At 63.5% G+C, this 26,648-nt stretch carries 19 protein-coding genes and 1 pseudogene; 11 read left to right on the forward strand and 9 right to left on the reverse strand.

The features are described from left to right. Window positions 1–99 precede the first annotated feature (99 nt). Both UCMB321_RS21085 and UCMB321_RS30815 read right to left on the reverse strand, forming a co-directional pair. Window positions 100–963: a methyl-accepting chemotaxis protein gene (locus tag UCMB321_RS21085; protein WP_425338592.1), complete on the reverse strand. Its 864-nt coding sequence runs from the start codon at window positions 961–963 to the stop codon at window positions 100–102. Continuing rightward, the gene (locus UCMB321_RS30815; RefSeq protein WP_157016017.1) at window positions 948–1,094 is read right to left on the reverse strand and encodes a hypothetical protein; all 147 of its coding nucleotides are present in this window, start codon (window positions 1,092–1,094) and stop codon (window positions 948–950) included. Before UCMB321_RS30815 ends, UCMB321_RS21085 begins: the two co-directional genes overlap by 16 nt. 261 nt (window positions 1,095–1,355) lie before the next feature. On the opposite strand from UCMB321_RS30815, the gene pyrF reads away from it, so the two are divergent. Further along, window positions 1,356–2,054 (forward strand): orotidine-5'-phosphate decarboxylase, encoded by a 699-nt coding sequence (gene pyrF, locus UCMB321_RS21090; RefSeq protein ID WP_040070385.1) that lies wholly within the window; start codon window positions 1,356–1,358, stop codon window positions 2,052–2,054. A 70-nt stretch (window positions 2,055–2,124) separates the two neighbouring features. On the opposite strand, the gene UCMB321_RS21095 is transcribed toward pyrF, so the two are convergent. Continuing rightward, the gene (locus UCMB321_RS21095) at window positions 2,125–3,129 is read right to left on the reverse strand and encodes an NADP-dependent oxidoreductase (RefSeq protein ID WP_040070387.1); all 1,005 of its coding nucleotides are present in this window, start codon (window positions 3,127–3,129) and stop codon (window positions 2,125–2,127) included. 236 nt (window positions 3,130–3,365) lie between these two features. On the opposite strand from UCMB321_RS21095, the gene UCMB321_RS21100 reads away from it, so the two are divergent. From UCMB321_RS21100 to UCMB321_RS31845, 4 genes and pseudogenes are all read left to right on the forward strand, one after another. After that, complete coding sequence (locus UCMB321_RS21100; protein WP_040070388.1) at window positions 3,366–4,127, forward strand: SDR family oxidoreductase; 762 nt, start codon at window positions 3,366–3,368, stop codon at window positions 4,125–4,127. A 250-nt stretch (window positions 4,128–4,377) separates the two neighbouring features. Beyond that, window positions 4,378–5,802 carry an aminotransferase-like domain-containing protein gene (locus UCMB321_RS21105; protein WP_040070389.1) on the forward strand — a complete coding sequence of 475 codons (1,425 nt, stop codon included), beginning with the start codon at window positions 4,378–4,380 and terminating at the stop codon, window positions 5,800–5,802. 998 nt (window positions 5,803–6,800) lie between these two features. Further along, window positions 6,801–6,977 (forward strand): annotated as a pseudogene (locus tag UCMB321_RS31840) (HAMP domain-containing protein); the annotation flags it as partial. Between the two features lie 204 nt (window positions 6,978–7,181). After that, a complete protein-coding gene (locus UCMB321_RS31845) occupies window positions 7,182–7,886 on the forward strand; it encodes a methyl-accepting chemotaxis protein (protein ID WP_425338594.1) in 705 nt (234 codons plus the stop codon). A gap of 130 nt (window positions 7,887–8,016) precedes the next feature. On the opposite strand, the gene UCMB321_RS21115 is transcribed toward UCMB321_RS31845, so the two are convergent. Next, window positions 8,017–9,207 (reverse strand): benzoate/H(+) symporter BenE family transporter, encoded by a 1,191-nt coding sequence (locus UCMB321_RS21115; protein ID WP_040070392.1) that lies wholly within the window; start codon window positions 9,205–9,207, stop codon window positions 8,017–8,019. Window positions 9,208–9,434: 227 nt separating this feature from the next. Between UCMB321_RS21115 and UCMB321_RS21120 the strand changes: the two genes are divergently transcribed. Further along, entirely contained in the window at window positions 9,435–10,199 is a 765-nt protein-coding gene (locus UCMB321_RS21120) for a GntR family transcriptional regulator (RefSeq protein WP_040070393.1), read from the forward strand. Window positions 10,200–10,209: 10 nt separating this feature from the next. Here the strand turns inward: UCMB321_RS21120 and guaD are convergent, their stop codons facing one another. From guaD to xdhA, 4 genes are read right to left on the reverse strand one after another with little or no spacing between them, the layout of a single operon-like run. Then, window positions 10,210–11,514, reverse strand: coding sequence for a guanine deaminase (gene guaD, locus UCMB321_RS21125; protein WP_040070395.1), 1,305 nt, complete (start codon window positions 11,512–11,514; stop codon window positions 10,210–10,212). A gap of 8 nt (window positions 11,515–11,522) precedes the next feature. Beyond that, complete coding sequence (gene xdhC / locus UCMB321_RS21130) at window positions 11,523–12,365, reverse strand: xanthine dehydrogenase accessory protein XdhC (RefSeq protein ID WP_040070396.1); 843 nt, start codon at window positions 12,363–12,365, stop codon at window positions 11,523–11,525. Beyond that, the gene (gene xdhB / locus UCMB321_RS21135) at window positions 12,362–14,764 is read right to left on the reverse strand and encodes a xanthine dehydrogenase molybdopterin binding subunit (protein ID WP_040070398.1); all 2,403 of its coding nucleotides are present in this window, start codon (window positions 14,762–14,764) and stop codon (window positions 12,362–12,364) included. Before xdhB ends, xdhC begins: the two co-directional genes overlap by 4 nt. Beyond that, window positions 14,757–16,211, reverse strand: a complete 1,455-nt coding sequence (gene xdhA, locus UCMB321_RS21140; RefSeq protein WP_040070400.1) for a xanthine dehydrogenase small subunit — start codon at window positions 16,209–16,211, stop codon at window positions 14,757–14,759. The genes xdhB and xdhA overlap by 8 nt, the downstream gene beginning before the upstream one ends. Before the next feature lie 256 nt (window positions 16,212–16,467). Between xdhA and UCMB321_RS21145 the strand changes: the two genes are divergently transcribed. The 5 genes from UCMB321_RS21145 (at window position 16,468) to UCMB321_RS21165 (ending at window position 25,549) form a co-directional block, all read left to right on the forward strand. Further along, window positions 16,468–17,127, forward strand: a complete 660-nt coding sequence (locus UCMB321_RS21145; RefSeq protein WP_040070402.1) for a GntR family transcriptional regulator — start codon at window positions 16,468–16,470, stop codon at window positions 17,125–17,127. 2 nt (window positions 17,128–17,129) lie between these two features. Further along, the gene (smc, locus tag UCMB321_RS21150; RefSeq protein WP_040070403.1) at window positions 17,130–20,618 is read left to right on the forward strand and encodes a chromosome segregation protein SMC; all 3,489 of its coding nucleotides are present in this window, start codon (window positions 17,130–17,132) and stop codon (window positions 20,616–20,618) included. A 262-nt stretch (window positions 20,619–20,880) separates the two neighbouring features. Next, the gene (zipA, locus tag UCMB321_RS21155; protein WP_040070404.1) at window positions 20,881–21,732 is read left to right on the forward strand and encodes a cell division protein ZipA; all 852 of its coding nucleotides are present in this window, start codon (window positions 20,881–20,883) and stop codon (window positions 21,730–21,732) included. Between the two features lie 111 nt (window positions 21,733–21,843). Then, window positions 21,844–24,201, forward strand: coding sequence for an NAD-dependent DNA ligase LigA (gene ligA, locus UCMB321_RS21160; protein WP_040070405.1), 2,358 nt, complete (start codon window positions 21,844–21,846; stop codon window positions 24,199–24,201). 181 nt (window positions 24,202–24,382) lie between these two features. Further along, window positions 24,383–25,549, forward strand: coding sequence for a zinc-binding metallopeptidase family protein (locus UCMB321_RS21165; protein ID WP_040070406.1), 1,167 nt, complete (start codon window positions 24,383–24,385; stop codon window positions 25,547–25,549). 87 nt (window positions 25,550–25,636) lie between these two features. Here the strand turns inward: UCMB321_RS21165 and UCMB321_RS21170 are convergent, their stop codons facing one another. After that, window positions 25,637–26,035, reverse strand: a complete 399-nt coding sequence (locus UCMB321_RS21170; RefSeq protein ID WP_245220838.1) for a type VI secretion system amidase immunity protein Tai4 — start codon at window positions 26,033–26,035, stop codon at window positions 25,637–25,639. Window positions 26,036–26,648 lie beyond the last annotated feature (613 nt).

Genomic DNA, 26,648 nt, shown 5'->3' on the forward strand with positions numbered 1-26,648 from the left:
CTGGCGATGGTATCGACGCGGTGTCCTGGCAAACCGCGTCGCCTGCATCGCCAGCAAGCCGGCTCCTACAGGAAACGCGTTCAGCCGGGCCTGAGCGGATCAGATCCGGAAATGCCCCACCATCCCCTTCAATTCCATCCCCAGTTGCGCCAGCTCGATGCTTGACGCCGCGTTGCCCTGCATCGCCACCGCCGACTGATCGGCGCTGGCGCGAATGCTCGTCACGCTGCGATTGATCTCTTCGGCCACCGAACTCTGTTCCTCGGCCGCCGCCGCGATCTGCTGGTTCATCTGCTGGATCAGCGACACCGCCGCGGCGATGCTGCCCAGCGCGCTCTCGGTCTGCAACGCGTCGCTGACCGCCAGCTTGACCAACTCGCCGCTGCTCTGGATCTGCTGCACCGACGTCTGCGCCGCCGCGCGCAGGGCACTGACCAGGCGCTCGATCTCTTCGGTGGACTGCTGGGTGCGCTTGGCCAAGGCCCGCACCTCATCGGCCACCACGGCAAAGCCACGGCCCTGCTCACCGGCACGGGCCGCCTCGATGGCCGCGTTGAGGGCCAGCAGGTTGGTCTGCTCGGCCACGCTCTTGATCACGCTGAGCACCGTGCCGATGTTCTGGATTTCCGCGCTGAGGCTTTCGATGCTCTGGCTCGCCGAGTTGGCCGAATCCGCCAGTTGCTCGATACGCTGCATGCTCTGGCGCACCACCTGCTGGCCGCTGTCGACCTTGCCGTCGGCGGTCTGCGCCGCCTGGGCGGCTTCTTCGGCATTGCGCGCGACATCGTGCACCGTGGCCGTCATCTGGTTCATGGCGGTGGCGACCTGCTCGGTCTCCTCCTTCTGGGTGCTGACTTCCAGATTGGTCTGCTCGGTGACCGCCGACAACGAATGCGCCGACGTCGCCAGTTGCTCGATCCCCGCCTGCAGGCCGCTGACGATACCGCTCAAGCCCGCGCCCATCCGAGAAAGCCCAGGGTGCCGGCGCTCCCCCAGCCGTAGCTCCAGCCGAAGTATTCGCCGGAGATCACCAGGCCGACCGCGATACCCCACAGGTGCAACGTGCCCAGCGTGGGTTTGAGTTGTGTGTTCATGCGTTTCTCCCTGAACGGTTTGGATACTGCTCGGATCAGGTGAGTGCAGCGGGCGTGCCAGTCGCCGGGATCAGGTCGTAATAGACGAAAAGCTGTCGTATCGAGGACGTTTCGCCGATGTTCACCTGGATTTCGACTTGCTTTGGTGCGAGCTCGGGCATTTATGGCGCATCAAGGCTAGATTTACCGATCACCGGGTCCCGGTCCGCCCCGGGTTCCGCTACAATGCGCGCCGATTTCGACTTGCCAGAGAGCCCGCCCATGTCCGCCTGCCAGACGCCTATCATCGTCGCCCTGGATTTCCCTTCCCGTGACGCAGCCCTGAAGCTGGCCGATCAACTGGACCCGAAGCTGTGCCGGGTCAAGGTCGGCAAGGAGCTGTTCACCAGCTGTGCGGCGGACATTGTCGGCACCTTGCGTGACAAGGGCTTCGAGGTGTTCCTCGATCTGAAATTCCACGACATCCCCAACACCACGGCCATGGCGGTCAAGGCGGCGGCGGAGATGGGCGTGTGGATGGTCAACGTGCATTGTTCCGGTGGCCTGCGCATGATGGCGGCGTGCCGTGAGGTGCTGGACCAGCGCAGTGGGCCGCAGCCGTTGTTGATCGGTGTGACCGTATTGACCAGCATGGAGCGCGAGGACCTGGCTGGCATCGGCCTGGATGTCGACCCGCAGGTGCAGGTATTGCGTCTGGCGGCGCTGGCGGAAAAGGCCGGGATGGACGGCCTGGTGTGCTCGGCCATGGAGGCCACGGCGCTCAAGAGTGCCCACCCGGGCTTGCAACTGGTGACCCCGGGGATTCGTCCTGCGGGCGCTGCCCAGGATGATCAGCGGCGTATCCTGACCCCGCGTCAGGCGCTGGATGCCGGTTCCGATTACCTGGTGATCGGTCGTCCGATCAGCCAGGCGGCCGACCCGGCCCAGGCGCTGGCGGCGGTGGTGGCCGAGCTGGCCTGACATGGCCCCGTCGTGAGCAATCGGTCGCTGCCCGATTGCTCACGCGACGATCAGCTGGAAAAACGCCGGTTCAGACCTTCAGCACCAGCTTGCCGAAATTCTCCCCGCTGAACAGCTTCATCAGCGTCTCCGGAAAGGTCTCCAGGCCTTCGACGATATCTTCCTTGCTCTTGAGCTGGCCCTTGGCGATCCAGCCGGCCATTTCCTGTCCGGCCGCAGCGAAGCGGCTGGCGTAGTCCATCACCACGAAGCCTTCCATGCGGGCGCGATTGACCAGCAACGCCAGGTAATTGGCCGGGCCTTTCACCGCTTCCTTGTTGTTGTACTGGCTGATGGCGCCGCAGATCACCACGCGGGCCTTGAAGTTCAGGCGGGTGAGCACCGCGTCGAGAATATCGCCGCCGACGTTGTCGAAATACACATCGACGCCTTTCGGGCATTCGCGTTTCAGGCCGGTGTTGACGTCCTCGCTCTTGTAGTCGATGGCGCCATCGAAGCCCAGTTCGTCAATCAGGAACCGGCACTTCTCGGCGCCGCCGGCAATCCCCACCACCCGGCAACCCTTGAGCTTGGCGATCTGTCCGGCAATGCTGCCGACCGCGCCGGCCGCGCCGGAAATCACCACGGTTTCGCCGTCTTTCGGGGCGCCGACATCCAGCAGGGCGAAGTAGGCGGTCATGCCGGTCATGCCCAGGGCGGACAGGTAGCGCGGCAACGGCGCCAGTTTCGGATCGACCTTGTAGAAGCCCTTCGGCTCACCGAGGAAATAATCCTGCACGCCCAGGGCGCCGTTGACATGATCGCCGACGGCAAAGCCCGGGTGGTTGGAGGCCACGACCTGGCCGACACCCAGGGCGCGCATCACTTCGCCAATACCCACCGGCGGGATGTAGGACTTGCCCTCGTTCATCCAGCCACGCATGGCCGGGTCAAGGGACAGGTATTGGTTCTTGACCAGGATCTGGCCCGCTCCCGGCTCGCCCACCGGCACTTGCTGGTAGGTGAAGGTCTCGCGGGTCGCAGGGCCGACCGGGCGCTTGGCCAGCAGGAATTGGCGATTGTTCTGGGTGGTCATGGCAGGCACTCGAAGATCAATGAAGTCTTGTAGATAGACCCTCATCGGGCCGACGGCAAGTTTTGCAGGTCAGGCGAATAGGCCGCGATCCACTTCAATGATGAAAGGTCGCAGGAACTTATCACTGCGATGCATGAGCCATTAACCGGCCTTCTGATAGTGCTGCCGTGACCGTCGGTCCGCTGGCTAGACTTGAGAGCACAGCAGCCCTTTCGTATTGCATTGAGGACATCACCATGAGCATGACGTTTTCCGGCCAGGTAGCCCTGGTGACCGGCGCGGCGGCCGGCATTGGCCGCGCGACCGCCCTGGCGTTCGCCGCCGAAGGCCTGAAGGTGGTCGTCGCCGACCTTGACGTCGCCGGCGCCGAAGGCACGGTCGAGCTGATCCGCGCTGCTGGCGGCGACGCCGTGTTCGTGCGTTGCAATGTCACTCAGGAGGCGGATGTCGAGAACCTCATGGCCCAGGCCGTGAGTACCTACGGACGGGTCGACTACGCCTTCAACAACGCCGGTATCGAGATCGAGAAAGGCAAGCTGGCCGATGGCACCCAGGACGAGTTCGACGCGATCATGGGCGTCAATGTCAAAGGCGTCTGGCTGTGCATGAAGCACCAGTTGCCGCTGATGCTGGCCCAGGGCGGTGGTGCCATCGTCAACACGGCCTCGGTAGCCGGCCTTGGCGCGGCGCCGAAGATGAGTATCTACGCGGCGTCCAAGCATGCGGTCATCGGTTTGACCAAGTCGGCGGCGATCGAATACGCGAAGAAGAAAATCCGCGTCAATGCCGTCTGCCCGGCGGTGATCGATACCGACATGTTCCGTCGCGCCTATGAGGCCGATCCGAAGAAAGCCGAGTTCGCGGCGGCCATGCATCCGGTCGGACGCATCGGCAAGGTCGAGGAGATCGCCAGTGCGGTGCTGTACCTGTGCAGCGACGGCGCCGCTTTCACCACCGGCCATGCCCTGGCCGTGGACGGCGGAGCCACCGCGATTTGAGCTGTCGCTCGCTTCGCCCGGGGCAGTAGCCCTTTTGCAAGGAACCCGCCTAATGGCGGGTTTTTTTATGTCCGCCGGTGTTGGAAATACAGTCGGTGGATTCCCTTCCGCGCGTCAGTCGGTGTCTCCAGGGCCCGGCGGGCGGGCCTTCCAGGGCGCCGGCGAGAGGCTTTTTGTGCAAGCAAGGCCCCCGGTCTTTTGTGTTTAACTGTTTAACGAGAGATAACAATGGGTTGGAGCGTCAAACACAATGGATTTGGAAATTGATCGGCAGGCGCTGGTTCCCGTCGTGCAGCAAATCGTCAACGCGGTGATCGAGTGGATTCGTAGCCATCGCGCGGGACCCGGGACTCGCCTGCCATCCGTTCGACAGTTGGCCAAGGACAACCTGCTCAGCCAGGCGAATGTCCTGGAAGCGTGCCAGCGCCTGGTGGCCCAAGGGGTGCTGACGCCCCGCAACGGCTCGGCCTTTATTGTCTCGGACGCCCAGGGTGATGCCCGGGACAGCGGCGAGCCGCAATGGTATGAAGGGTTGGAAGCGCAGTGGGGGGGCTTCAGCGAGCATCCCCTGGGCGAGTTGAAGCTGGGCTGCGGCTGGGTGCCCGAAAGCTGGCGCGAGAGCGATGACATCGCCTATGCCATTCGCCAGGTCAGTCGTACGCAGATGCATGGGATGTTCAGCTACAGCACGCCCCTGGGACTGCTGGCGTTGCGTCAGCAGATCCACAAGCGCCTGGTGCAAAAGGGTATCCCCTGCGCCCCCGAGCAGATCCTCACGACCCACGGGGTCACCCAGGCGCTGGACCTGCTGGTGCGCCACCTGCTCAAGCCGGGTGACTGCGTGCTGGTGGAAACACCGGGTTACGCCAACCTGTACAAGCTGCTGGCACTGCAGGGGGTCAAGTTGCTGGAGGTGGAGCGGACACATTCCGGGCCGGACCTGGAGCAATTGCGCAAGCTGTTGCAGCAGTACCGCCCGCGGTGCCTGTTCATCAACAGCCTCTACCACAACCCGACAGGTACCAGCCTGAGCCTGGCGGTGGCCACCCAACTGTTGCAGTTGGCGCAGGCCCATGACTTCCAGATCATCGAGGACGCGGTCTACAGCGATCTCCAGAGCGGGCCGGGCGTGCAGTTGGCTGCGCTGGATAACGCCCAGCGGGTGATCTACGTGGGCGGATTCTCGAAAACCCTGAGCAGCTCGTTGCGGGTCGGCTTCGTCCGCGCCCGGGGCGAACTGATCCAGCGTCTGGCGCAAGTGAAGATGATCACCAGCCTCGGTGCCTCGCGTTTCGCCGAGTGCGTGGTCGCCACGCTGTTGGCCAATGGCACCTATCGCAAGTTGGTGCAGCGACTGCGCCAGCGCCTGGGCGTGGAACGGATCACCACCCTGGATACCTTGGAGAGGGCGGGCTGGGAGGTGTTCGCCGAGCCTGCCGGCGGCATGTTCATCTGGGCGCGCAGCCCGGGTTATCCACTGGCGCAGGTGCTGGCGCGCGCGCGCAAGCTGGGGGTGCTGCTGGCGCCGGGTGAAGCCTTCATGCCGCAGGGTACACCCAGCGACTGGCTGCGGATCAATGTGGCCTATGCTTCGGATCTGCGCGCGCAGAAGTTCTTCCGTCTGCTGGGTAGCGCCGAATCGACCTCGACCATTCTGAAAGCGACGCGGATGTAGCTTCTGGCCATTATTCCGGCGCCAGAGGCTTGTGCTTTACCCGTCCCGATTGCCAATCTGCACGAATCTTGAATGGGCGTGTGCACCTTCAGCCTTCTAATCGGGGATTTAGCGCCATGATTTCTGCCGCGCAAGGACGTTTCGCCAACCTCGGTATGGCCAAGAAACTGGGTATCGGGTTTGCCTTGGTATTGCTGCTGACCGGTCTGGTGGCGGCCATCGGCGTCTGGTCCTTGCAAACCATCAGCTTGCGCTTCGATGGACTCAAGCAGATGTCTTCGCTCAACAGCCAGTTGCTGCGGGTGCGTTTGCTCGAGCAGGAATATGCGTTGCATTCGGACCCCAAGACGGTCGATGCCCTGCACAAGGGCGTCGACGGCCTGTTGGCGCAGGCGCAGACCCTCAAGGCGCAATCGCCGGCCAATGTGCCGGTCATGACCGATGTCGAGCAGGCCCTGGGCGCCTACCGCAAGGCGTTCGACGAGTTCGTCGAGTTGAACCAGACCAAGGACCTGGCGCTGGAAATGGCCAGTTGGTCGGTTGACAGCGTGGCGAACAACCTGGATGTGCTGCAGTCCGGCCTGTCCGATGACGGCACTTATGCCCTCAAGGACTCCCAGGGCAAGGACGGCAAGGATTTTGTCGAGCAGGCCGGTCAGGTCAGCCATGTCTCGCAGTTGATGTTGCAGGCGATGAACGAGGCCCGGGTGCGCCTGGACCAGAGCCGCAAAGGCGATGAAGAGAACCAGAACAAGGGCAAGATCGAGCAGGCCGACCAGGCGTTGGCCCAGGTGGAGCAACTCAAGGCTTCGGTCAAGGACCCCGGCTACCAGACAGTGCTCACCGAGGTCAGCGGCCACATCGCCAGCTTCGGCGAAAAGCTGACCGAATACACCGGCCTGCTGGAGCAGGAGAAAAAGGTTTACCAGCAGTTGCATGAGCGCGCGGCCCAGGTGGTGGAGCGGGTCAACCAGGCCTATGCCGCCGAGGACCTGTCGATGCAGGCCGAGCTGAAGAAGAACTCGCTGCTGATCATCGGCTCGTCCGCCCTGGCCTTGCTGGTCGGCCTGGTGGCGGCGCTGGTGATTACCCGCCTGATTGTCGCGCCGCTGCGCAGTGTGATTCTGGTGGCCCAGCAGATTGCCGCCGGTGACCTGACCGGCAAGGTGGAGGTCAAGCGCCGCGATGAAATCGGTCAGCTGATGCTGGCCATGCAGCAGATGGGCGCGGGCTTGAGCGGTATCGTCAGCGGCCTGCAGGCGGGGATCGAGCAACTGGCGACGTCGGCGCATTCGTTGTCGGCGGTCACCGAGCAGACCAATCTGGAAGTCAGCACCCAGAAGGAGGAGACCGAGCAGGTCGCCACCGCCATGAACCAGATGACGGCCACGGTGCACGATGTCGCGCGCAATGCCGAAGAAGCCGCCCAGGCGGCGCAGACCGCCGACGGCAAGGTCGACAGCGGCCAGCAGGTGGTGCGCCAGAGCATGCAGCGTATCGAGCAACTGGCGGATTCGGCCAACTCGGCGAGCCAGAGCATCGAAAGCCTCAGCGCGGAAATCCAGAACATCGGCACGGTGCTCAGCGTGATCAAGAGCGTGGCCGAGCAGACCAACCTGCTGGCCCTCAACGCGGCCATCGAGGCGGCCCGTGCCGGTGAGCAGGGCCGTGGCTTTGCCGTGGTGGCCGATGAGGTGCGGGCCTTGGCCAAGCGCACCCAGCAGTCCACCGAAGAGATCGAGCGCCTGGTCAGTGCCCTGCGCGCGGCGGCGCAGACGTCGGTGCAGCAGATCCAGAGCAGCGGCGAGTTGGTCAAGCTGGCGGTCAGCGACGCGTTGCAGACCGAGAGCGCGCTGGGCAGCATCGCCGCGGCGGTGTCGCTGATCCAGCAGATGAACCAGCAGATCGCGGCGGCGGCCGAGGAACAGAGTTCGGTGGCCGAAGAGATCAATCGCAGCGTGACGAGCATTCGCGCCAGCGCCGATCAGTCGGCGGTGGCGATGCAGGGCAACGCGGCGTCAAGCATCGAGCTGGCGCAACTGGGGATGGAATTGAAGGGGATGGTGGGGCATTTCCGGATCTGATCCGCTCAGGCCCGGCTGAACGCGTTTCCTGTAGGAGCCGGCTTGCTGGCGATGCAGGCGACGCGGTTTGCCAGGACACCGCGTCGATACCATCGCCAGCAAGCCGGCTCCTACAGGTTTTGCAGTGTGCTCAGGTCCTGCGCGCGTTGAGGATCATCAGCGTCAGCACCCCCGCCACGATCCCCCAGAAGGCCGAACCCACCGAAAACAGCGTGAACCCCGACGCCGTCACCATGAAGGTGATCAGTGCCGCTTCCCGTTCCCTGGGCTCGGTCATGGCGAGGTACAAACCGTTCATGATCGAGCCGAACAGCGCCAGCGCCGCGATCGACAGCACCAGCTCCTTGGGCAGGGCGGCGAACAGGGCCGCCAGGGTGGCGCCGAAGGTCCCGGCAATCCCGTAGAAAATCCCGCACCAGACGGCGGCCGTGTAGCGCTTGCGCTTGTCCTCATGGGCATGCGGCCCGGTGCAGATGGCCGCGCTGATGGCGGCCAGGTTGATCCCGTGGGAGCCGAAGGGCGCCAGCAGCAGCGAGGCGATCCCGGTCACGCTGATCAACGGCGACGACGGCACGTTGTAGCCGTCGGCGCGCAGCACGGCAATACCGGGCATGTTCTGCGAGGTCATGGCCACCACGAACAGCGGAATGCCGATGCTGATGGTCGCGGCCAGGGAGAACGACGGCGTGGTCCATACCGGCTTCGCCACCTCCAGGTTGAAGCCGCTGAAATCCAGTAACCCGAGCATGCCCGACAGGGCGGTACCGACCAGCAGGGCGGCCAGCACGGCATAACGCGGCGACAGGCGCTTGACGATCAGGTAGCTGAAGAACATCCCCAGCACCAGCCCGGTGCGATGTTGCGCGGCGATGAAGATCTCGCTGCCGATCTTGAACAGGATGCCCGCCAGCAGGGCCGCCGCCAGTGAAGAGGGCAGGCGCTTGACCAGCTTCTCGAAACTGCCGGTCAGGCCGCAGAGGGTCACCAGCACCGCGCAGGTGATGTAGGCGCCGATCGCCTCGCCGTAGGTCACCCCGGACAGGCTGGTGATCAACAGCGCCGCACCGGGCGTCGACCAGGCAATGGTGATCGGCGTGCGATAGCGCAGGGACAGGCCGATGCTGCAAATCGCCATGCCGATCGACAGGGCCCAGATCCACGAGGATATCTGGCCGCTGGTCAGCCCCGCGGCTTGCCCGGCCTGGAACATCAGCACCAGGGAACTGGTGTAGCCGGTCATCATCGCGATAAAACCGGCGACCACGGCGGAGGGCGACGTGTCGGCCAATGGGCGCAGGCGTGCCTGGGTGAGATCGGTCATGGGGCGGCATTCCTTGTACAGGGAAAACGGGCGATAACGGTTTCGGTAGACTAAACGTAAAGGTGACCGCTGATTGCAATACAGCCGGCGCGGCAAACAGCCGTACAGTCGTGTTGGCACCCAGGTTTGTGTACAATGTGCCATGCTTTTCCGTGCTACTTGTCAGTGACCCGCTGTGCCGTTCGCCAGCCGAGGTCCATTCGCCGCCGTCTCCGATCCGAGTGCCCATGAACGAACAGTTGCAGCCCCTCAAGAAACAACCGCGCGCCGGCAAGGCCGGCCGCACCGGGACCCAGGACGATATCGTCTACGCGCATATCTTCGAGGCGATTCTCGAACAGCGGCTGGCGCCCGGGACCAAGTTGAGCGAAGAAGCGCTGGGGGAGATTTTCGGGGTCAGCCGGACCATCATTCGGCGCGCCTTGTCGCGCCTGGCCCATGAAGGCGTGGTGTTGTTGCGACCGAACCGTGGCGCGGTGGTGGCCAGCCCCAGTGTCGAGGAAGCCCGCCAGGTGTTCCTGGCCCGGCGCATGGTGGAGAAGGCGATTACCGAGCTTGCGGTATTGCACGCCACGGCCGAGGAGCTGGCCCAGTTGCGGCAGCTGGTCAACGACGAGCGCGACAGTTTTTCCCGGGGCGATCGTGGGGCGGGGATCCGCCTTTCCGGCGAGTTCCACCTCAAGCTGGCGGAGGCGGCGAAGAACGCCCCGCTGATCAGCTTCCAGCGCAGCCTGGTGTCGCAGACTTCGTTGATCATCGCCCAGTACGAAAGCGGTAACCGCTCGCACTGCTCCTACGATGAACACACCCAGTTGATCGACGCCATCGAGGCCCGGGACGGGGTGTTGGCGGTGGACCTGATGATGCACCACATGGACCATATCGACAGCAAGCTCAACCTCGACGAGGAAAGCGCCTCGGATGACCTGCATGCGGTGTTCTCGCATTTGCTGCAGGCCAAGAAACCGGGGCGGCCTGCGGCAAAGCTGTAGATCGGGGGCCTCAGCGCTGGTGCACCAGGTTCCCCGCCGCGTAGGTCTGCTTCACCGTCCGGTCATCCCCCAGGGTCATCAGCACGAACAAGGTCTCGGCAATGTTCTTCGCCTGCTTCAGGCGATAGCTGAGCAGCGGTGTGGCGTGGTAGTCGAGCACCAGGAAGTCGGCGTCGCTGCCCGGTTGCAGGCTGCCGACCTTGTCCTCCAGGCGCAACGCCCGGGCGCCGCCTAGGGTCGCCAGGTACAGCGACTTGAACGGACTCAAGCGTGCCCCCTGCAGTTGCATCACCTTGTAGGCCTCGTTCAGCGTCTGCAGGATCGAGAAGCTGGTCCCGCCGCCCACGTCCGTGCCCACGCCGACATTCAACTTGTGCTTCTCCGCCATCGGCAGGTTGAACAGGCCGCTGCCGAGGAAGAAGTTCGACGTCGGGCAGAACGCCACCGCCGAGCCGGTCTGCGCCAGGCGTGCACATTCGTCGTCACACAGGTGCACGCCATGGGCGAACACCGAGCGCTCGCCCAGCAACCGGTAATGGTCATAGACATCCAGATAGCCCTTGCGCTCGGGGAACAGCTCCTTGACCCACTGCACTTCCCGCAGGTTCTCGCTGATATGGGTCTGCATGTACAGGTCCGGGTATTCGCCCAGCAACTGACCGGCCAGGGTCAATTGCTCCGGCGTTGAAGTCGGTGCAAAACGCGGCGTCACCGCATAGTGCAGGCGCCCCTTGCCATGCCAGCGCTCGATCAGCGCCTTGCTCTCCAGGTAGCCGGACTCGGCGGTGTCGGTCAGGTAGTCCGGCGCGTTGCGGTCCATCATCACCTTGCCGGCGATCATCCGTAGGTCGAGCTTGCTGGCGGCCTCGAAGAAGGCCTCCACCGATTGCGGATGCACGCTGCCGAAGACCAGTGCGGTGGTGGTGCCGTTGCGCAGCAGTTCCTTGATGAAAATATCCGCGACTTCCTCGGCATGGGCCGGGTCGGCGAACTGGCTTTCGCAGGGGAAGGTGTAGGTGTTCAGCCAGTCCAGCAATTGCTCGCCATAGGCGCCGACCATGCCGGTCTGCGGCAGGTGGATATGGGTGTCGATAAAGCCCGGGGTGATCAGCGAGTCGGTATGGTGGATGACTTCAACGTCGGCGCTCAGGGTCGGCAACAGATCGCTGGCAGCGCCGAGGGCGATGATGCGGCCGTTCTCGACCACCAGCAGGCCGTCTTCGAAATATTCATAGGACGCCTCGATGCCGACCTCGGCCGGATCGGCGAGGCTGTGGAGGAGGGCGGCGCGGTAGGCTTTGCGGTTCGAAGGCATGGTTTCTCTCAGTGCGTGGCCTGGCTGCGGCGCGAAGCCGGCAGCAGTTTGGCAATGGGTTCGGCGCTCGCGGTGTGCTGGCCGAAATTCGCGTTATAGGTGGCGATGATCTCGCCGGCGATGGAGATGGCGATTTCCACGGGCAGCTTGCCTTTGACTTCGGCCAATCCCAGCGGGCAGCGCATGCGTTGCAGTACGCCGTTGTCGAAGCCGCGTTCGCGCAGGCGGTGTTCGAACTTGACCCGTTTGGTCTTCGAGCCGATCAGGCCGAAGTAGGCGAAGTCGTTGCGCTTGAGGATCGCGGCGCTGAGCTCCAGGTCAAGCGGGTGGTTATGGGTCATGACGATGCAGTAGCTGCCCACGGGCAGGTGCTCGATTTCGTCCACCGGCTCCTCGCTGACGATCTTGCGCACGCCGCTGGGGATCTGCTCCGGAAACTCCTGCTCGCGGGAATCGATCCAGCGTATCCGGCAGGGCAGGCTGGCCAGCAAGGGGACCAGGGCGCGACCGACATGCCCGGCACCGAACACGGCGATTTCCGCCTGGACCTGGCCTATGGGCTCGAACAGCAGCACCGTGACCCCGCCGCAGCACTGGCCGAGGCTGGCGCCGAGCGTGAGGCGTTCCAGACGGGTGCTCTGCTGGCCGCTGGCGAGCATCTCGCGGGCGATCTGCATGGCCTTGTATTCCAGGTGACCGCCGCCGATGGTGTCGAAGCTGCTGGCCGCACTGACGACCATTTTCGAACCGGCATTGCGCGGTGTCGAGCCGAGCTCTTCGATAATGGTCACCAGCACGCAGGGTTCACCCTGGTTCTGCAGGTCGGCGAGGGCGCTGAGCCAGCTGTTCATAGACACCTCTCCGTCGTCTGTTCGATCACCATCGTCTTCTCCGCCTTGGCTTGGCGCATCTGCTCGCAGCCCCACAACACCCGTTCCGGCGTGGCCGGTGCATCGATCTTCGGCTGAACCCGGTAATCCGCCAGGCTCGCCACCGCATCCTTGAGCGCGCACCACACGGCAATCCCCAGCATGAACGGCGGCTCGCCCACCGCCTTGGAATGGAACACCGTGTCTTCCGGGTTCTTGCGGTTCTCCACCAGCCTGACCCGCAGGTCCAGCGGCATGTCGGCCACCGCCGGGATCTTGTAGCTGGCCGGGCCATTGGTCATCAACTTGCCCTTGGCGTTCCACACCAGCTCCTCCATGGTCAGCCAGCCCATGCCCTGGATAAAGCCGCCTTCCACCTGGCCGATATCGATGGCCGGGTTCAGCGAGGCGCCGACGTCATGCAGGATGTCGGTGCGCAGCAGCTTGTACTCGCCGGTCAGGGTATCGACGATCACCTCGGCACAGGCCACGCCAAAGGCGAAGTAGTAGAAGGGCCGGCCACGCGCCTGGCTGCGGTCGTAGTAGATCTTCGGCGTCTTGTAGAAACCGGTGCTCGACAGCGACACCTGGGCGAAATACGCCTGCTGGATCAACGCCTCGAACGTCAGGATCTGGTCGCGTACCCGCACATGGCCGTTGCGGAACTCCACATCCGCCTCGCTGACCTTGTACTGCCGCGCGGCAAATTCCACCAGCCGCTGCTTGATGATCTCGGCGGCGTTCTGCGCCGCCTTGCCGTTCAGGTCGGCACCGCTGGAGGCGGCGGTGGGCGAGGTGTTGGGTACCTTGTCGGTGTTGGTGGCGGTGATCTGCACCCGGTCGATTTCCACCTGGAACACCTCGGCCACCACCTGCGCGACCTTGGTGTTCAAGCCCTGGCCCATCTCCGTACCGCCGTGGTTCAGGTGGATGCTGCCGTCGGTGTAGACGTGCACCAGCGCCCCGGCCTGGTTGAGGAAACTGGCGGTGAACGAGATGCCGAATTTCACCGGTGTCAGCGCCAGGCCTTTTTTCAGCACCGGGCTGTGGGCGTTGTAGCGGCGAATGGTTTCCCGCCGCTCGGCGTACTGGCTGCTGGCTTCGAGTTCGGCGGTCATCTCTTCGAGCATGTTGTGCTCGACGGTCTGGTAGTAATGGGTGACGTTGCGCTCGGTCTTGCCGTAGTAGTTGGCCTTGCGCACCGCCAGCGGATCGAGGCCCAGGTGCCGGGCGATGCTGTCCATCACCTCCTCGATGGCGACCATGCCCTGCGGGCCGCCGAAACCGCGATAGGCGGTGTTGGAGGCGATATTAGTCTTGCAGCGGTGGCCGTTGACGGTGACGTCGCCCAGGTAATAGGCGTTGTCGGCATGGAACATCGCCCGGTCGACAATCGACGCCGACAGGTCCGGCGAACAGCCGCAGTTGCCCGCCAGTTCCAGGTTGATTCCGTGCAGGCGGCCGTTGCTGTCGAAGCCGACGTCGTACTCGATATAGAAGGGGTGGCGCTTGCCGGTCATGAGCATGTCTTCGACCCGTGGCAGGCGCATCTTGGTCGGTTGCCCGGTCAGGTGCGCCACCACCGCGCACAGGCAGGCAGGGCTGGCGGCCTGGGTTTCCTTGCCGCCGAAACCGCCGCCCATGCGGCGCATGTCGACCACGATCTTGTTCATCGACACACCGAGCACCTCGGCCACCAGCTTCTGCACTTCGGTGGGGTTCTGGGTCGAGCAGTAGACGAGCATGCCGCCGTCTTCGGTGGGCATCACCGAGGAAATCTGGGTTTCCAGGTAGAAGTGTTCCTGCCCGCCGATATGCAGGTTGCCCTGGATACGGTGTTCGGCAGTGGCCAGGGCGGCGGCCGAATCGCCGCGCTTGTGGGTGTGGCTGTCGAGCACGAAATGGCGCTTGCGCAGGGCCTCGACCACATCCAGCACCGGCTCCAGGTCTTCGTATTCGATCACCGCGGCCATGGCCGCCTGGCGTGCGGTGTCCAGGTCGCGGGCGGCCACGGCCAGCACCGGCTGGCCGACGAACTCGACGATGTCGATGGCCAGCAACGGGTCGCCCGGTAGCAGCGGGCCGATGTCCTTGAGGCCGGGAATGTCTTCGTGGGTAATGGCGATGCGCACCCCCTCGAAGGCGTAGCACGGCGTGGTGTCGATGCTGAGGATGCGCGCATGGGCGCGGTCGGACATCCGTGCATAGACATGCAACTGGTTGGGGAACTCCAGGCGGTCGTCGATATACACCGCCTCGCCGGACACGTGCTTGTCGGCGCTTTCGTGCTTGACGCTGCGACCGACGCCGGTGCTCAGGTCCCGGGCGAACAGTTCGGCCATCTCGGCCTGGGTTTTTTCCACCACGTGAGGGTTAGACATAAGCGGTCACCCGAGTCTCGATGTACGGTGTTTGCAGTTCGATGAAGTACTTGCGCAGCAGGTTGCGGGCACTGAGCAGGCGATATTCCTTGCTGGCGCGGAAGTCCGACAGCGGGGTGAAATCTTCTCCCAGCGCCGTGCAGGCACGTTCCAGGCTGTCCAGGTTCCAGGGCTGGCCGAGCAGTGCGCGTTCGCAGGCCCTGGCCCGTTTGGGAATCGCCGCCATGCCGCCGAAGGCGATCCGCGCCTCGGCCACGACGCCGTTTTCGATGCGCAGGTTGAAGGCCGCGCAGACCGCCGAGATATCGTCATCCAGGCGCTTGGAAACCTTGTAGGCGCGGAACTGCCAGGCGGCACTGGCCCGGGGCACGCTGATGCTTTCGATGAACTCGCTGTCCTGGCGGGCGGTGACCCGGTAGTCGATGAAATAGTCTTCCAGCGCCAGGGTACGAGTGGCGTCGCCCTTGCGCAGTCGCAGTTGTGCGTTCAGGGCGATCAGCAGCGGTGGCGAATCGCCGATGGGCGAGGCGTTGCCGATATTGCCGCCTAGGGTGCCCTGGTTGCGGATCTGCAGCGAGGCGAAGCGTTGCAGCAGTTCACCGAAGTCCGGGTACTCGGCCTTGAGGGCGGCGTAGCAATCGGAGAGCGGGGTGGCGGCACCGATTTCCAGGCGGTCGTCGAAGGTTTCGATGCGCTTGAGTTCAGCCACGTTGCCGACATAGATCATCACCGGCAAGGTGCGGTGGAACTGGGTGACCTCCAGGGCCAGGTCGGTGCCGCCGGCCAACAGCCGGGCTTGCGGATACGAGTCGTAGAGCGCGGCCAGGTCGGCGACCGTCAACGGCACCAGGCAGCGCTTGTCGCCGCTGTTCAGTTCCGCGGTTTCGCTGGGGGCGATGGCTTTGAGTTGGGCGATGGTCTGGGCTTCGCGGGCGTCGAACTGGTCGGCCGGCTTGTTGCAGCAGGCGCGTTCGGCGGCGGCCAGGATCGGCCGGTAGCCGGTGCAGCGGCAGAGGTTGCCGGCCAGGGCTTCATGGGCCTTGTGGCTGTCCGGTGCGTCGCTGTTCTTTTGCAGGGCGAACAGCGACATCACGAAGCCTGGCGTGCAGAAACCGCACTGCGAACCGTGGCAGTCGACCATGGCCTGTTGCACGCTGTGCAGTTGGCCCTGGTGCTTGAGGTCTTCGACGCTGATCAGCTGCTTGCCGTGCAGCGACGAGACAAAGGTCAGGCAGGAATTGAGGCTGCGATAGCGGATGTGCTCATGGCCCGAATCGTCGCGATGCAACTCGCCGACCACCACGGTGCAGGCGCCGCAGTCGCCGCTGGCGCAGCCTTCCTTGGTACCGGGCTTGCCCAGGTGCTCGCGCAAATACTCGAGCACCGTCAGATTCGGGTCCAGGGCGTGCTCGCGACGGAGTTCCTGGTTGAGTAAAAACTGGATCACGGAAGGCCTCGCAGACTCATTATTGTTGTTGACCAATGAGCAGAATTTAGTGAGGTCTGACTTTCCGGTCAACAAATATCTGACTCAAAGGTCAGGAAAATATCGCGATTGAGAGCGTAGAGCGCTTTCTCTCAGTCTAGCCGCTGAAATAATTGCTGGATTCGTGCCAAATTCCGTCCTCGCGGCCCTGCGCCACCCTGTATCAAGTGCGCTACACTGCGCCGCTTGCACTGATCGAAGATTTTGAAGGAAAACCATGACGTTCAAGGCGCCGGACAGCCTCGCCGAGCAAATTGCTCACCACCTCGCCGAACGCATCATTCGCGGCGATCTCAAGCCCGGGGAGCGCATCCAGGAACAGAAGGTCACGCTGGCACTCAATGTCAGCCGTGGCTCTGTACGCGAAGCGCTGCTGATTCTCGAGCGCCGCCATCTGATCGCCATCCTGCCCAGGCGTGGTGCCCATGTCACCGAGCTGACCGCGCACAAGGTGCAGAGCCTGTGCACCCTGATGAGCGAGTTGTACATCCTGCTGGGCAACGCCGTGGCCCAGCGCTGGACGGAGCAGGCCGACCTCGCGCCGTTCCTGCAATTGCAGCAGCGCCTGAGCGCCAGTTTCGAGCGCCAGGACATCCGCACCTTCGTCGAAGACAGCTTCAACGTGATGCGCGCCGCCTTTCCGTTCGCCGACAACCCGTACCTGCAGGAAACCGTCGAGAACCTGCAACCGGCCATGAGCCGCGCCTACTACCTGGCGCTGGAGCGGCGCAAGGCGGAAATGAGCGAATACCTGACCCTGTTCTCGCAACTGCTGGCCGCCGTCATGGCCCGCGACCTGGCGCTGATCCGCACGGTCCTGGCCAACTACGCCCAGCGTAGCTGCGACATCGTCCTGTCTGCCCTGGCGGTCGATTAAGCGTGCGGCTCAAGTGCATCAAGTTGGCGGGGTTCAAGTCCTTCGTCGACCCGACCACGGTGAACTTCCCCAGCAACATGGCGGCGGTGGTCGGTCCCAACGGTTGCGGCAAGTCGAACATCATCGACGCCGTCCGCTGGGTGATGGGCGAGAGCTCGGCGAAGAACCTGCGCGGCGAGTCGATGACCGACGTCATCTTCAACGGCTCCACCAGCCGCAAGCCAGTGAGCCAGGCGAGCATCGAGCTGGTGTTCGACAACTCCGACGGCACCCTGATCGGCGAATATGCCGCCTACGCGGAAATCTCCATTCGCCGCAAGGTCACCCGCGACAGCCAGAACAGCTACTTCCTCAATGGCACCAAATGCCGGCGGCGGGATATCACCGACATCTTCCTCGGTACCGGCCTGGGCCCGCGCAGCTACTCGATCATCGAGCAGGGGATGATCTCCAAGCTGATCGAAGCCAAGCCCGAGGACCTGCGCAACTTCATCGAGGAAGCGGCAGGCATCTCCAAGTACAAGGAGCGCCGTCGCGAGACCGAAAACCGCATTCGCCGGACCCATGAAAACCTGGCGCGCCTGACCGACCTGCGCGAAGAGCTGGAGCGCCAGCTCGAACGCCTGCACCGCCAGGCCCAGGCCGCCGAGAAATACCAGGAATACAAGGCCGAGGAGCGTCAGCTCAAGGCCCAGCTGTCGGCCCTGCGCTGGCAGGCGCTGAACGAACAGGTCGGCCAGCGCGAAGCGATCATCGGCAACCAGGAAATCAGCTTCGAAGCCCTGGTGGCCGAGCAGCGCAATGCCGATGCCAGCATCGAACGCCTGCGCGACGGGCACCATGAGCTGTCCGAACGCTTCAATCTGGTGCAGGGGCGCTTCTATTCGGTCGGCGGCGATATCGCCCGGGTCGAACAGAACATCCAGCATGGCCAGCAGCGCCTGCGCCAGTTGCAGGACGACTTGCGCGAAGCCGAGCGGGCCCGGCTGGAAACCGAATCCCACCTGGGCCACGACCGCACCTTGCTGGCGACCCTCAGTGAAGAGCTGGCGATGCTCGGCCCCGAGCAGGAACTGACCAGCGCTGCCGCCGAAGAGGCCGCCGCCGCGCTGGAAGAGTCGGAAGCCACCATGCACGGCTGGCAGGAGCAGTGGGACAGCTTCAACCTGAGCTCGGCCGAGCCGCGGCGTCAGGCCGAAGTCCAGCAGTCGCGCATCCAGCAGCTGGAAACCAGCATGGAGCGCCTGGCCGAGCGCCAGCGGCGCCTGGCCGAAGAGCGCGCCTTGCTGTCCGCCGACCCGGAAGACGCGGCGATCCTCGAACTCAGCGAGCAGTTGGCCGAGAGCGAGCAGACCCTGGAAGACTTGCAGGCCAGCGAAGAAGCTCAGGTCGAGCGCCTGGAACAGCTGCGCCAGGATTTGCAGCAGGCCATGCAGGACCAGCAGCAGGCCCAGGGCGACTTGCAGCGCCTCAATGGCCGGCTGGCCTCCCTGGAGGCCTTGCAGCAGGCGGCGCTCGATCCGGGCACCGGCACGGCCGAGTGGCTGCGTGAGCAGCAGTTGGCGCAACGGCCGCTTCTGGCCGAGGGCCTGAAGGTCGAGGCGGGTTGGGAGCTGGCGGTGGAAACCGTGCTCGGCGCCGACCTGCAGGCCGTATTGGTGGATGATTTCACCGGTCTCGACCTGGGCGGTTTCCAGCAGGGCGATCTGCGCCTGCTCAGTCCTTCGGCGGATGGTGCCCGGGTGCCGGGCAGCCTGTTGGAGAAGGTCGAGGCGCAGATCGACCTGTCGCCCTGGCTGGGACAGGTCAAACCCGTCGAAAGCCTTGAGCAGGCCTTGTCCCAGCGGGGCCGGTTGGCGGCCGGGGAGAGCCTGATCAGCCGCGACGGCTTCTGGGTCGGTCGGCATTTTCTGCGGGTGCGGCGGGCCAGCGAGGCCGAGAGCGGCGTGCTTGCCCGTGGCCAGGAAATCCAGCGCCTGGGCCAGGAACGTGAAGAGCGCGAAGAAACCCTGGCCACCCTCGAAACCCGCCTGCAAACCCTGCGTGCCACCCAGCGCCAGCAGGAAACCGGTCGCGAACACCTGCGCCGTTTGCTGCAGGACGAAGCCCGCCAGCAGGGCGAGCTCAAGGCCAAGCTGTCCGCCGGCAAGGCCAAGGTCGAACAGCTGCAATTGCGCCGTACCCGTCTCGATGAAGAGTTGGGTGAGCTGGCCGAGCAGCGTGCCCAGGAACACGAAGAGGTCGGTGAGGCCCGCCTGCAACTGCAGGAGGCCCTCGACACCATGGCCGTCGACACCGAGCAGCGCGAGTTGCTGCTGGCCCAGCGCGACAGCCTGCGCGAACGCCTCGACCGGGTTCGCCAGGAAGCCCGGCAGCACAAGGATCACGCCCACCAGTTGGCGGTGCGCCTCGGCTCGCTCAAGGCCCAGCACGACTCCACCCGTCAGGCCCTGGAGCGCCTGGAGCTGCAGTCCGAGCGCCTGAGCGAAAAGCGCGAGCAACTGAGCCTGAACCTGGAGGAGGGCGAGGCACCGCTGGAAGAACTGCGCCTCAAGCTCGAAGAGTTGCTCGACAAGCGCATGAGCGTCGATGTCGAACTCAAGAGCGCGCAGATCGCCCTGGAAGACGCCGACCGCGAACTGCGTGACGCCGAGAAGCGCCGTAGCCAGGCCGAGCAGCAGTCCCAGCTGATTCGCGGCCAGCTCGAACAGCAGCGCATGGAATGGCAGGCCCTCAGCGTACGGCGCAAGACCTTGCAGGACCAGTTGCTGGAAGACGGCTACGACCTGCACGGCGTGCTCGCCACTCTGACCCCTGATGCCAGCGAGAAGGAGGCCGAGGAAGAGCTGGAGCGCATCGCCGCGCGGATCCAGCGCCTGGGCGCGATCAACCTCGCGGCCATCGACGAATACCAGCAACAATCCGAGCGTAAACGTTACCTGGATGCCCAGGACGCCGACCTGGTGGAAGCCCTCGACACCCTGGAAAACGTCATTCGCAAGATTGACAAGGAAACCCGCAATCGCTTCAAGGACACCTTCGACCAGATCAACGCTGGGCTACAAGCTTTGTTTCCAAAAGTGTTCGGCGGCGGCAGTGCTTACCTCGAACTCACCGGTGATGATCTGCTCGACACCGGGGTCACCATCATGGCGCGGCCCCCGGGCAAGAAGAACAGCACCATCCATTTGCTCTCCGGTGGCGAAAAGGCCCTCACCGCCCTGGCGCTGGTGTTTGCCATCTTCAAATTGAATCCGGCACCGTTTTGTATGCTCGACGAAGTTGACGCCCCGCTGGATGACGCTAACGTTGGACGGTACGCCCGGCTTGTCAAAGAGATGTCACAAACGGTGCAGTTCATCTATATCACCCACAACAAGATCGCCATGGAGATGGCCGATCAACTGATGGGGGTCACCATGCACGAGCCGGGTTGCTCACGGCTGGTGGCGGTGGATGTGGAGGAGGCCATGGCCATGGTGGACGCCTGAGTCGTCCGCCGCTGAGGCAAAGATATTTGAGGCGTAAGGGGATTTCCTTGGCCGTCGTGGGAACTAGCGCCGATCCTTGGGGACTTATAAATGCAAGCCTGTACGACAGACGGTGTAAAGTTTCCTTGGGTCGTGTTAATTTAATGTCAAGTTTTCTTGTGCGTGGGAAAAAAGGCCTGTCAGAACATAGAGTTGGCGCCACGCTTTAAAGGGTTTTCGGCCCTTTCTTCATAGAACCATTTATTTAGAGGCACGGGATTACATGGAAATCGGTCTGCGCGAGTGGCTGATCGTCATCGGCATCATAGTCATTGCCGGTATTCTTTTCGATGGCTGGCGCCGGATGCGCGGTGGCAAGGGCAAGCTCAAGTTCCGTTTGGACAGAAACCTGTCCAACCTGCCGGACGATGACGGCAGCGCCGAGCTGCTGGGCCCGGCCCGTGTGCTGGATACCCATAAGGAGCCTGAGCTGGACGAGCATGACCTGCCGTCGGTGAGCATGCCGGTGCGCGAAGGTCGCGAAAAGCCGTCCAAGCGCGGCAAGCGCGGTGGCGAGCCGAGCCAGGGCGATTTGAACCTGAACCTGGACCTGGATGAAGGTCCGAGCTTCAGCAGCCGCGACGATGACTTCGCCGAGGCCGGCAACAAGCCGGCGGCGCGTCAGGAAAAAGAACAGCCGGCGGCGGAAGAAGTGCTGGTGATCAGCGTGATCAGTCGCGATGCCAACGGTTTCAAAGGTCCAGCCCTGTTGCAGAACATCCTCGAAAGCGGCCTGCGTTTCGGCGAGATGGATATCTTCCATCGCCACGAAAGCATGGCCGGTAATGGCGAAGTGTTGTTCTCCATGGCCAACGCGGTGAAGCCGGGTGTGTTCGATCTCGACGATATCGACCACTTCACCACGCCGGCGGTGAGCTTCTTCCTGGGCCTGCCGGGTCCGCGGCATCCGAAGCAGGCCTTCGACGTGATGGTGGCCGCTGCTCGCAAATTGTCACAAGAGCTCAATGGCGAACTGAAGGACGACCAGCGTAGTGTGCTGACCGCCCAGACCATCGAGCACTACCGCCAGCGCATCGTCGAGTTCGAGCGTCGCGCCCTGACCCAGAAGCGCTGAGTGTTGAGCGCTTTGCGCTCAACATCGGAACGCCGCCCGCAGCATGCCGGCTCCTACCGCACTAACATATTGAGCAGCCTCGGCTGCTCTTTTGCTTCATGAGAGAACTCCATGACCGCCGCCCACACCCGGATTCTAGAGTTGCGCGCTGAACTGGATCAGCACAACTACCGTTACCACGTCCTCGACGAGCCGAGCATTCCGGACGCCGAATACGATCGCCTGTTCCGCGAACTCAAGGCCCTGGAGGCCGAGCACCCGGAACTGGTCAGCGCCGATTCGCCGACCCAGCGTGTCGGCAGCGCCGCCTTGTCGGCCTTCACCCAGGTCCGTCATGAAATCCCCATGCTGAGCCTGGGCAACGCCTTCGAAGAAACCGACATGCGCGAGTTCGACCGCCGGGTCGGCGAAGGCCTGGACCTGCCGGCCGGCGACCTGTTCGGCGGCGCTGCCGAGGTCGAATACAGCTGCGAGCCCAAGCTCGACGGCCTGGCGGTCAGCCTGCTTTACCAGGACGGCGCCCTGGTCCGTGGCGCCACCCGTGGCGACGGCACCACCGGCGAAGACATCAGCGTCAATGTGCGCACCGTGCGCAACATCCCCCTCAAGCTCCACGGCAGTGGCTGGCCGGCGACCCTGGAAGTGCGCGGCGAAGTCTTCATGTCCAAGGCCGGCTTCGAACGGCTGAACGCTGCGCAGCTGGAAGCCGGCGGCAAGACCTTCGCCAACCCGCGTAACGCCGCGGCCGGCAGCCTGCGCCAGCTGGATTCGAAGATCACCGCCAGTCGTCCGCTGGAGTTCTGCTGCTACGGCCTGGGCCAGGTGTCCGCCGAGATTGCCGACACCCATATCGGCAACCTGAAGCAGCTCCGGGAGTGGGGTATGCCGGTCAGCCGCGAACTCAAGCTGGCGAAAGGGATCGGCGAGTGCCTGGATTATTACCGCGACATCGGTGAGCGGCGTAACGCGCTGCCGTACGAAATCGACGGCGTGGTGTTCAAGGTCAACAGCCTGGCGTCCCAGCGTGAACTGGGTTTTCGCGCCCGTGAACCGCGTTGGGCCATCGCCCACAAATTCCCGGCCATGGAAGAACTCACCGAATTGCTCGACGTGGAGTTCCAGGTGGGCCGCACCGGTGCCGTCACCCCCGTGGCCCGACTCAAGCCGGTCAAGGTGGCGGGCGTGACCGTGTCCAACGCCACCCTGCACAACATGGACGAAGTGGCCCGCCTGGGGCTGATGATCGGCGATACCGTGATCATTCGCCGGGCCGGTGACGTGATTCCGCAAGTGGTGCAGGTGGTGACCGAGCGGCGTCCGGAAGATGCCCGTGCCGTGCAGATCCCGGAGCATTGCCCGGTGTGCGGCTCCCATGTCGAGCGCACGCAACTGATCAAACGCAGCAAGGGCCGCGAGACGGTCAGCGAAGGTGCGGTGTATCGCTGCGTCGGCCGGCTGGCCTGTGGCGCGCAACTCAAGCAGGCGATCATCCACTTCGTTTCCCGTCGGGCCATGGACATCGAAGGCCTGGGCGACAAGACCATCGAGCAACTGGTGGATGAAAAGCTGATCGCCTCGCCGGCGGATCTCTACACCCTGGCGTACGAGCAGATCGTCGACCTGGAAGGCTTTGCCGAGCTGTCGACGCGCAACCTGCTGGAGGCCATTGCCGACAGCCGGAAACCGAGCCTGGCGCGGTTTATCTACGCCCTGGGCATTCCCGATGTGGGTGAGGAAACGGCCAAGGTCCTGGCGCGCTCCCTTGGCTCGCTGGAGCGGGTCATGCAGGCCCTGCCGGCGGTGCTGACCTACCTGCCGGATGTCGGCACGGAAGTGGCCTACGAGATCCACAGCTTCTTTGAAGACGAACACAACCGTACGGTCATCGCGCAGTTGCTGGAGCGCGGGCTGGAATTGCAGGACCAGGGCGAACTGGGGGCCGAGTTTGCCGCCAGCACCACCCTGGGCGGACTGATCGCGAAGTTGGACATCAGCTCGGTGGGGCCGACGGCGGCGGAGAAGCTGGCAGCCAAGTTCGGTTCGGTCGAGGGCATTATCGCGGCGGACTGGCTGGATCTGCGTCAGGCGTTGAATGAAAAGCCGGCCAATGCCGTGCGGGAATTCTTCGCCCAGTCGGGGAATGCCGAGCGTGCCCTGGCGATCGAGGTGCAGCTGCGCGATTTCGGCATGCATTGGCAGAGCGAGAAAAAGGCGGTGGAAGGCTTGCCGCTGACGGGGCAGACCTGGGTGCTGACCGGCTCGTTGGAGCTGATGAGTCGTGATGTGGCCAAGGACAAGCTGGAAAGCCTGGGGGCCAAGGTGGCGGGTTCGGTATCGGCCAAGACCCACTGCGTGGTGGCGGGCCCGGGTGCCGGCTCGAAACTGGCGAAGGCCAACGAGCTGGGACTCAAGGTGCTGGATGAAGAGGCGTTCGTGGTGTTCCTGAAAGGACATGGCATCGAGGTCTAAACCCCTACGCCAGCGCCGAATATACCTCGATCCCGTGTAGGAGCCGGCTTGCCGGCGATAGCGCTCTCAAGAACGCCATCGCCAGCAAGCCGGCTCCTACAGTCCGTGTTTCTTCCCTGCATCAGGGAACCCGCCATCGCGCCCAATGATCTAGTCTTGGCGGGCCCAGGGAGAGATCGCCATGTACCGGTTTTTCGAACAACTCAGCTCACGCATCGCCGCCCCTTTCATCAGCGAGCCATCGCGGGGCAGCAAGATCTGGCATTGCCGCTGTGGCCAATCGGTATTTTTCCGCAACAGCCAATGCCTGGCCTGTTCCGCGGCACTGGGCTACGAGCCACAGGGCAGTACACTGTCATCCCTCCGGCCCGGTCCCTACCCGGACAGTTGGCAGCTGGACACCGACCTCGACGCCGGCCTGTTCCGCCGCTGCGCCAACCTCGACACCGCGGCCGCCTGCAACTGGCTGATTCCCTACGCCCACGGCAGCACCCTGTGCACCGCCTGCGCCCTCAACCGCACCATTCCCGACCTGTCCATCGCGGAAAACCCCGAGCGCTGGCGCAAGGTCGAAACCGCCAAGCGTCGCCTGGTCGCCCAACTGATCAGCCTCGGCTTGCGCGTCATCCCGAAAACCTGGGACGAAGAAAACGGCCTGGCCTTCGACTTCGTCGGCGTCGACCTGGAAGGCAAGGCGCCCATGACCGGCCACGCCAACGGCCTGGTCACCCTCGACATCAAGGAAGCCGACGACGCCCACCGGGAAAAAGTCCGGGTGCAGATGCATGAGCCGTACCGCACCTTGCTCGGCCATTTCCGACATGAAGTGGGGCATTACTACTGGGACCGACTGATTGCCGACAGTCACTGGCTGGAAGCGTTTCGCGGTCTGTTCGGCGACGAGCGCGCCAGTTATGCCGACGCCCTGGAGCGCCACTACCAGCAAGGCGCACCACAGGACTGGCAGCAAGGCTTCGTCAGTGCCTACGCCAGCATGCACCCCTGGGAAGACTGGGCGGAAACCTGGGCTCACTACCTGCACATGATGGACGCGGTGGACACGGCGCTGGGCTTTGGCATGAGCGCCAAGGAATCGGATTTCGACTATCCGTCGTTTCCACTGAGCGCGCTCTATGACGCGGGGCATCCGGAGGGACCGGCGTTCCTGTCGTTCGTCAATGCCTGGATCGAACTGGCGGGCATGCTCAACGAACTGTCCCGCAGCATGGGGCAGCCGGATTTCTACCCCTTTGTGCTACCGCCGGCAACCATTGCCAAGCTGCACTTCATTCACCTGGTGATCCAGGAGGAGGGTGGTCAGGCGGATGAGGTACTACAGGCGTCATAGCCGACTCGTTTCTGTAGGAGCCAGCTTGCTGGCGATGGCCGTGAGAACGCCGCGCTGTTCCAGAGGCACCGCGTTCGAGTGAACGCTTCACTTGTCCTGCCTGTAAATCCGATTTGGGTGGATAACCAGGCGCTTGACCTGCGTATCCAGCTCCTTGCTGTGATACAGGTCCAGGCATTTCAGCAAATCGAAACGCACGCCCTGGACTTCCGACTCCACCAGCGGGTTGTGATAGTCGTGCGCCAGGTAACGATCCACCAGGGCCTTGATCGCGTTGGGGGCCTTTTCCAGGTCGTATTCGGTCCAGTCGCGCAATGTGCTGACGCTGCTTCCCGCATCAATGGTTGCCGACTTGTCGTCCTTGTAGGCGTTCGCAATACAGGTCGCGAGCACCATGTCCTTGTAGTTCTGCCCATAGGTGCGTGCGCCGGCCTCCGGGGATATGCCCCCAGCATCCTTCGAGTACCCAGCGGAGACCAGCAGCATAAGTGGCAGAATGCCTGATAGAACCTTCATCACAGCAAGCTCCAGTACGTCCTTGTTTTCAGGATTCAGCAAAGTCGCCATGGCTCCATTGCCAATAATCGCTTCGGCCCCAGCAGTCCAGCGGAGGGTGCTCGGATAAAGCGTGGGTCATACCGGTCATTGTGCTGACGCGGCTGGAACCCTGCGACTGTCCTATTGACCTGTTGCCAGTAAGAAGATTCCTTTAATTAATGTGGATTTTGCTTTCCGTCGACATTGCTCGACCGATCAACTCCCGTTTGGTGCATCGACTGTGGTAGCAACTACCAGCAAGCGTCTGTTCCAGACCCCGATTGTCGAAAGATCCCTTTCACTTGCCTGAAATTTCCTAGAAAATCCCAGCCCGTTGCGCCTGTTCGAGCCGGCGGCTAGTCTGCATTTCGTCACCGCAAAATCGGTGATGTGGACGTGCAAGTCCGGACAGCGAGATAAGGCGCATCAACGCCACCACTACCTTTGGGTATCTTCATGCCTGGAGTTTGGTGTTATGGCGGCTGTACGTGGGAGATCTTCGGGATCTGCCGGGTAGTGCGCCTCTTCTTGCCCCGGTCTTGCACACCTGCGTATAGCTGCC

Origin of the sequence: Pseudomonas batumici (genome assembly GCF_000820515.1) — a bacterium.
Taxonomy (GTDB): Bacteria; Pseudomonadota; Gammaproteobacteria; order Pseudomonadales; family Pseudomonadaceae; genus Aquipseudomonas; species Aquipseudomonas batumici.

Excerpts from the sequence above, each read along its gene's own strand:
- UCMB321_RS21085 (WP_425338592.1), bottom strand. The coding sequence starts at position 963 with ATGGGCGCGGGCTTGAGCGGTATCGTCAGCGGCCTGCAGGCGGGGATC.
- UCMB321_RS30815 (WP_157016017.1), bottom strand. The coding sequence starts at position 1,094 with ATGAACACACAACTCAAACCCACGCTGGGCACGTTGCACCTGTGGGGT.
- pyrF (WP_040070385.1), top strand. The coding sequence starts at position 1,356 with ATGTCCGCCTGCCAGACGCCTATCATCGTCGCCCTGGATTTCCCTTCC.
- UCMB321_RS21095 (WP_040070387.1), bottom strand. The coding sequence starts at position 3,129 with ATGACCACCCAGAACAATCGCCAATTCCTGCTGGCCAAGCGCCCGGTC.
- UCMB321_RS21100 (WP_040070388.1), top strand. The coding sequence starts at position 3,366 with ATGAGCATGACGTTTTCCGGCCAGGTAGCCCTGGTGACCGGCGCGGCG.
- UCMB321_RS21105 (WP_040070389.1), top strand. The coding sequence starts at position 4,378 with ATGGATTTGGAAATTGATCGGCAGGCGCTGGTTCCCGTCGTGCAGCAA.
- UCMB321_RS31845 (WP_425338594.1), top strand. The coding sequence starts at position 7,182 with ATGACGGCCACGGTGCACGATGTCGCGCGCAATGCCGAAGAAGCCGCC.
- UCMB321_RS21115 (WP_040070392.1), bottom strand. The coding sequence starts at position 9,207 with ATGACCGATCTCACCCAGGCACGCCTGCGCCCATTGGCCGACACGTCG.
- UCMB321_RS21120 (WP_040070393.1), top strand. The coding sequence starts at position 9,435 with ATGAACGAACAGTTGCAGCCCCTCAAGAAACAACCGCGCGCCGGCAAG.
- guaD (WP_040070395.1), bottom strand. The coding sequence starts at position 11,514 with ATGCCTTCGAACCGCAAAGCCTACCGCGCCGCCCTCCTCCACAGCCTC.
- xdhC (WP_040070396.1), bottom strand. The coding sequence starts at position 12,365 with ATGAACAGCTGGCTCAGCGCCCTCGCCGACCTGCAGAACCAGGGTGAA.
- xdhB (WP_040070398.1), bottom strand. The coding sequence starts at position 14,764 with ATGTCTAACCCTCACGTGGTGGAAAAAACCCAGGCCGAGATGGCCGAA.
- UCMB321_RS21145 (WP_040070402.1), top strand. The coding sequence starts at position 16,468 with ATGACGTTCAAGGCGCCGGACAGCCTCGCCGAGCAAATTGCTCACCAC.
- zipA (WP_040070404.1), top strand. The coding sequence starts at position 20,881 with ATGGAAATCGGTCTGCGCGAGTGGCTGATCGTCATCGGCATCATAGTC.
- ligA (WP_040070405.1), top strand. The coding sequence starts at position 21,844 with ATGACCGCCGCCCACACCCGGATTCTAGAGTTGCGCGCTGAACTGGAT.
- UCMB321_RS21165 (WP_040070406.1), top strand. The coding sequence starts at position 24,383 with ATGTACCGGTTTTTCGAACAACTCAGCTCACGCATCGCCGCCCCTTTC.
- UCMB321_RS21170 (WP_245220838.1), bottom strand. The coding sequence starts at position 26,035 with ATGCTGCTGGTCTCCGCTGGGTACTCGAAGGATGCTGGGGGCATATCC.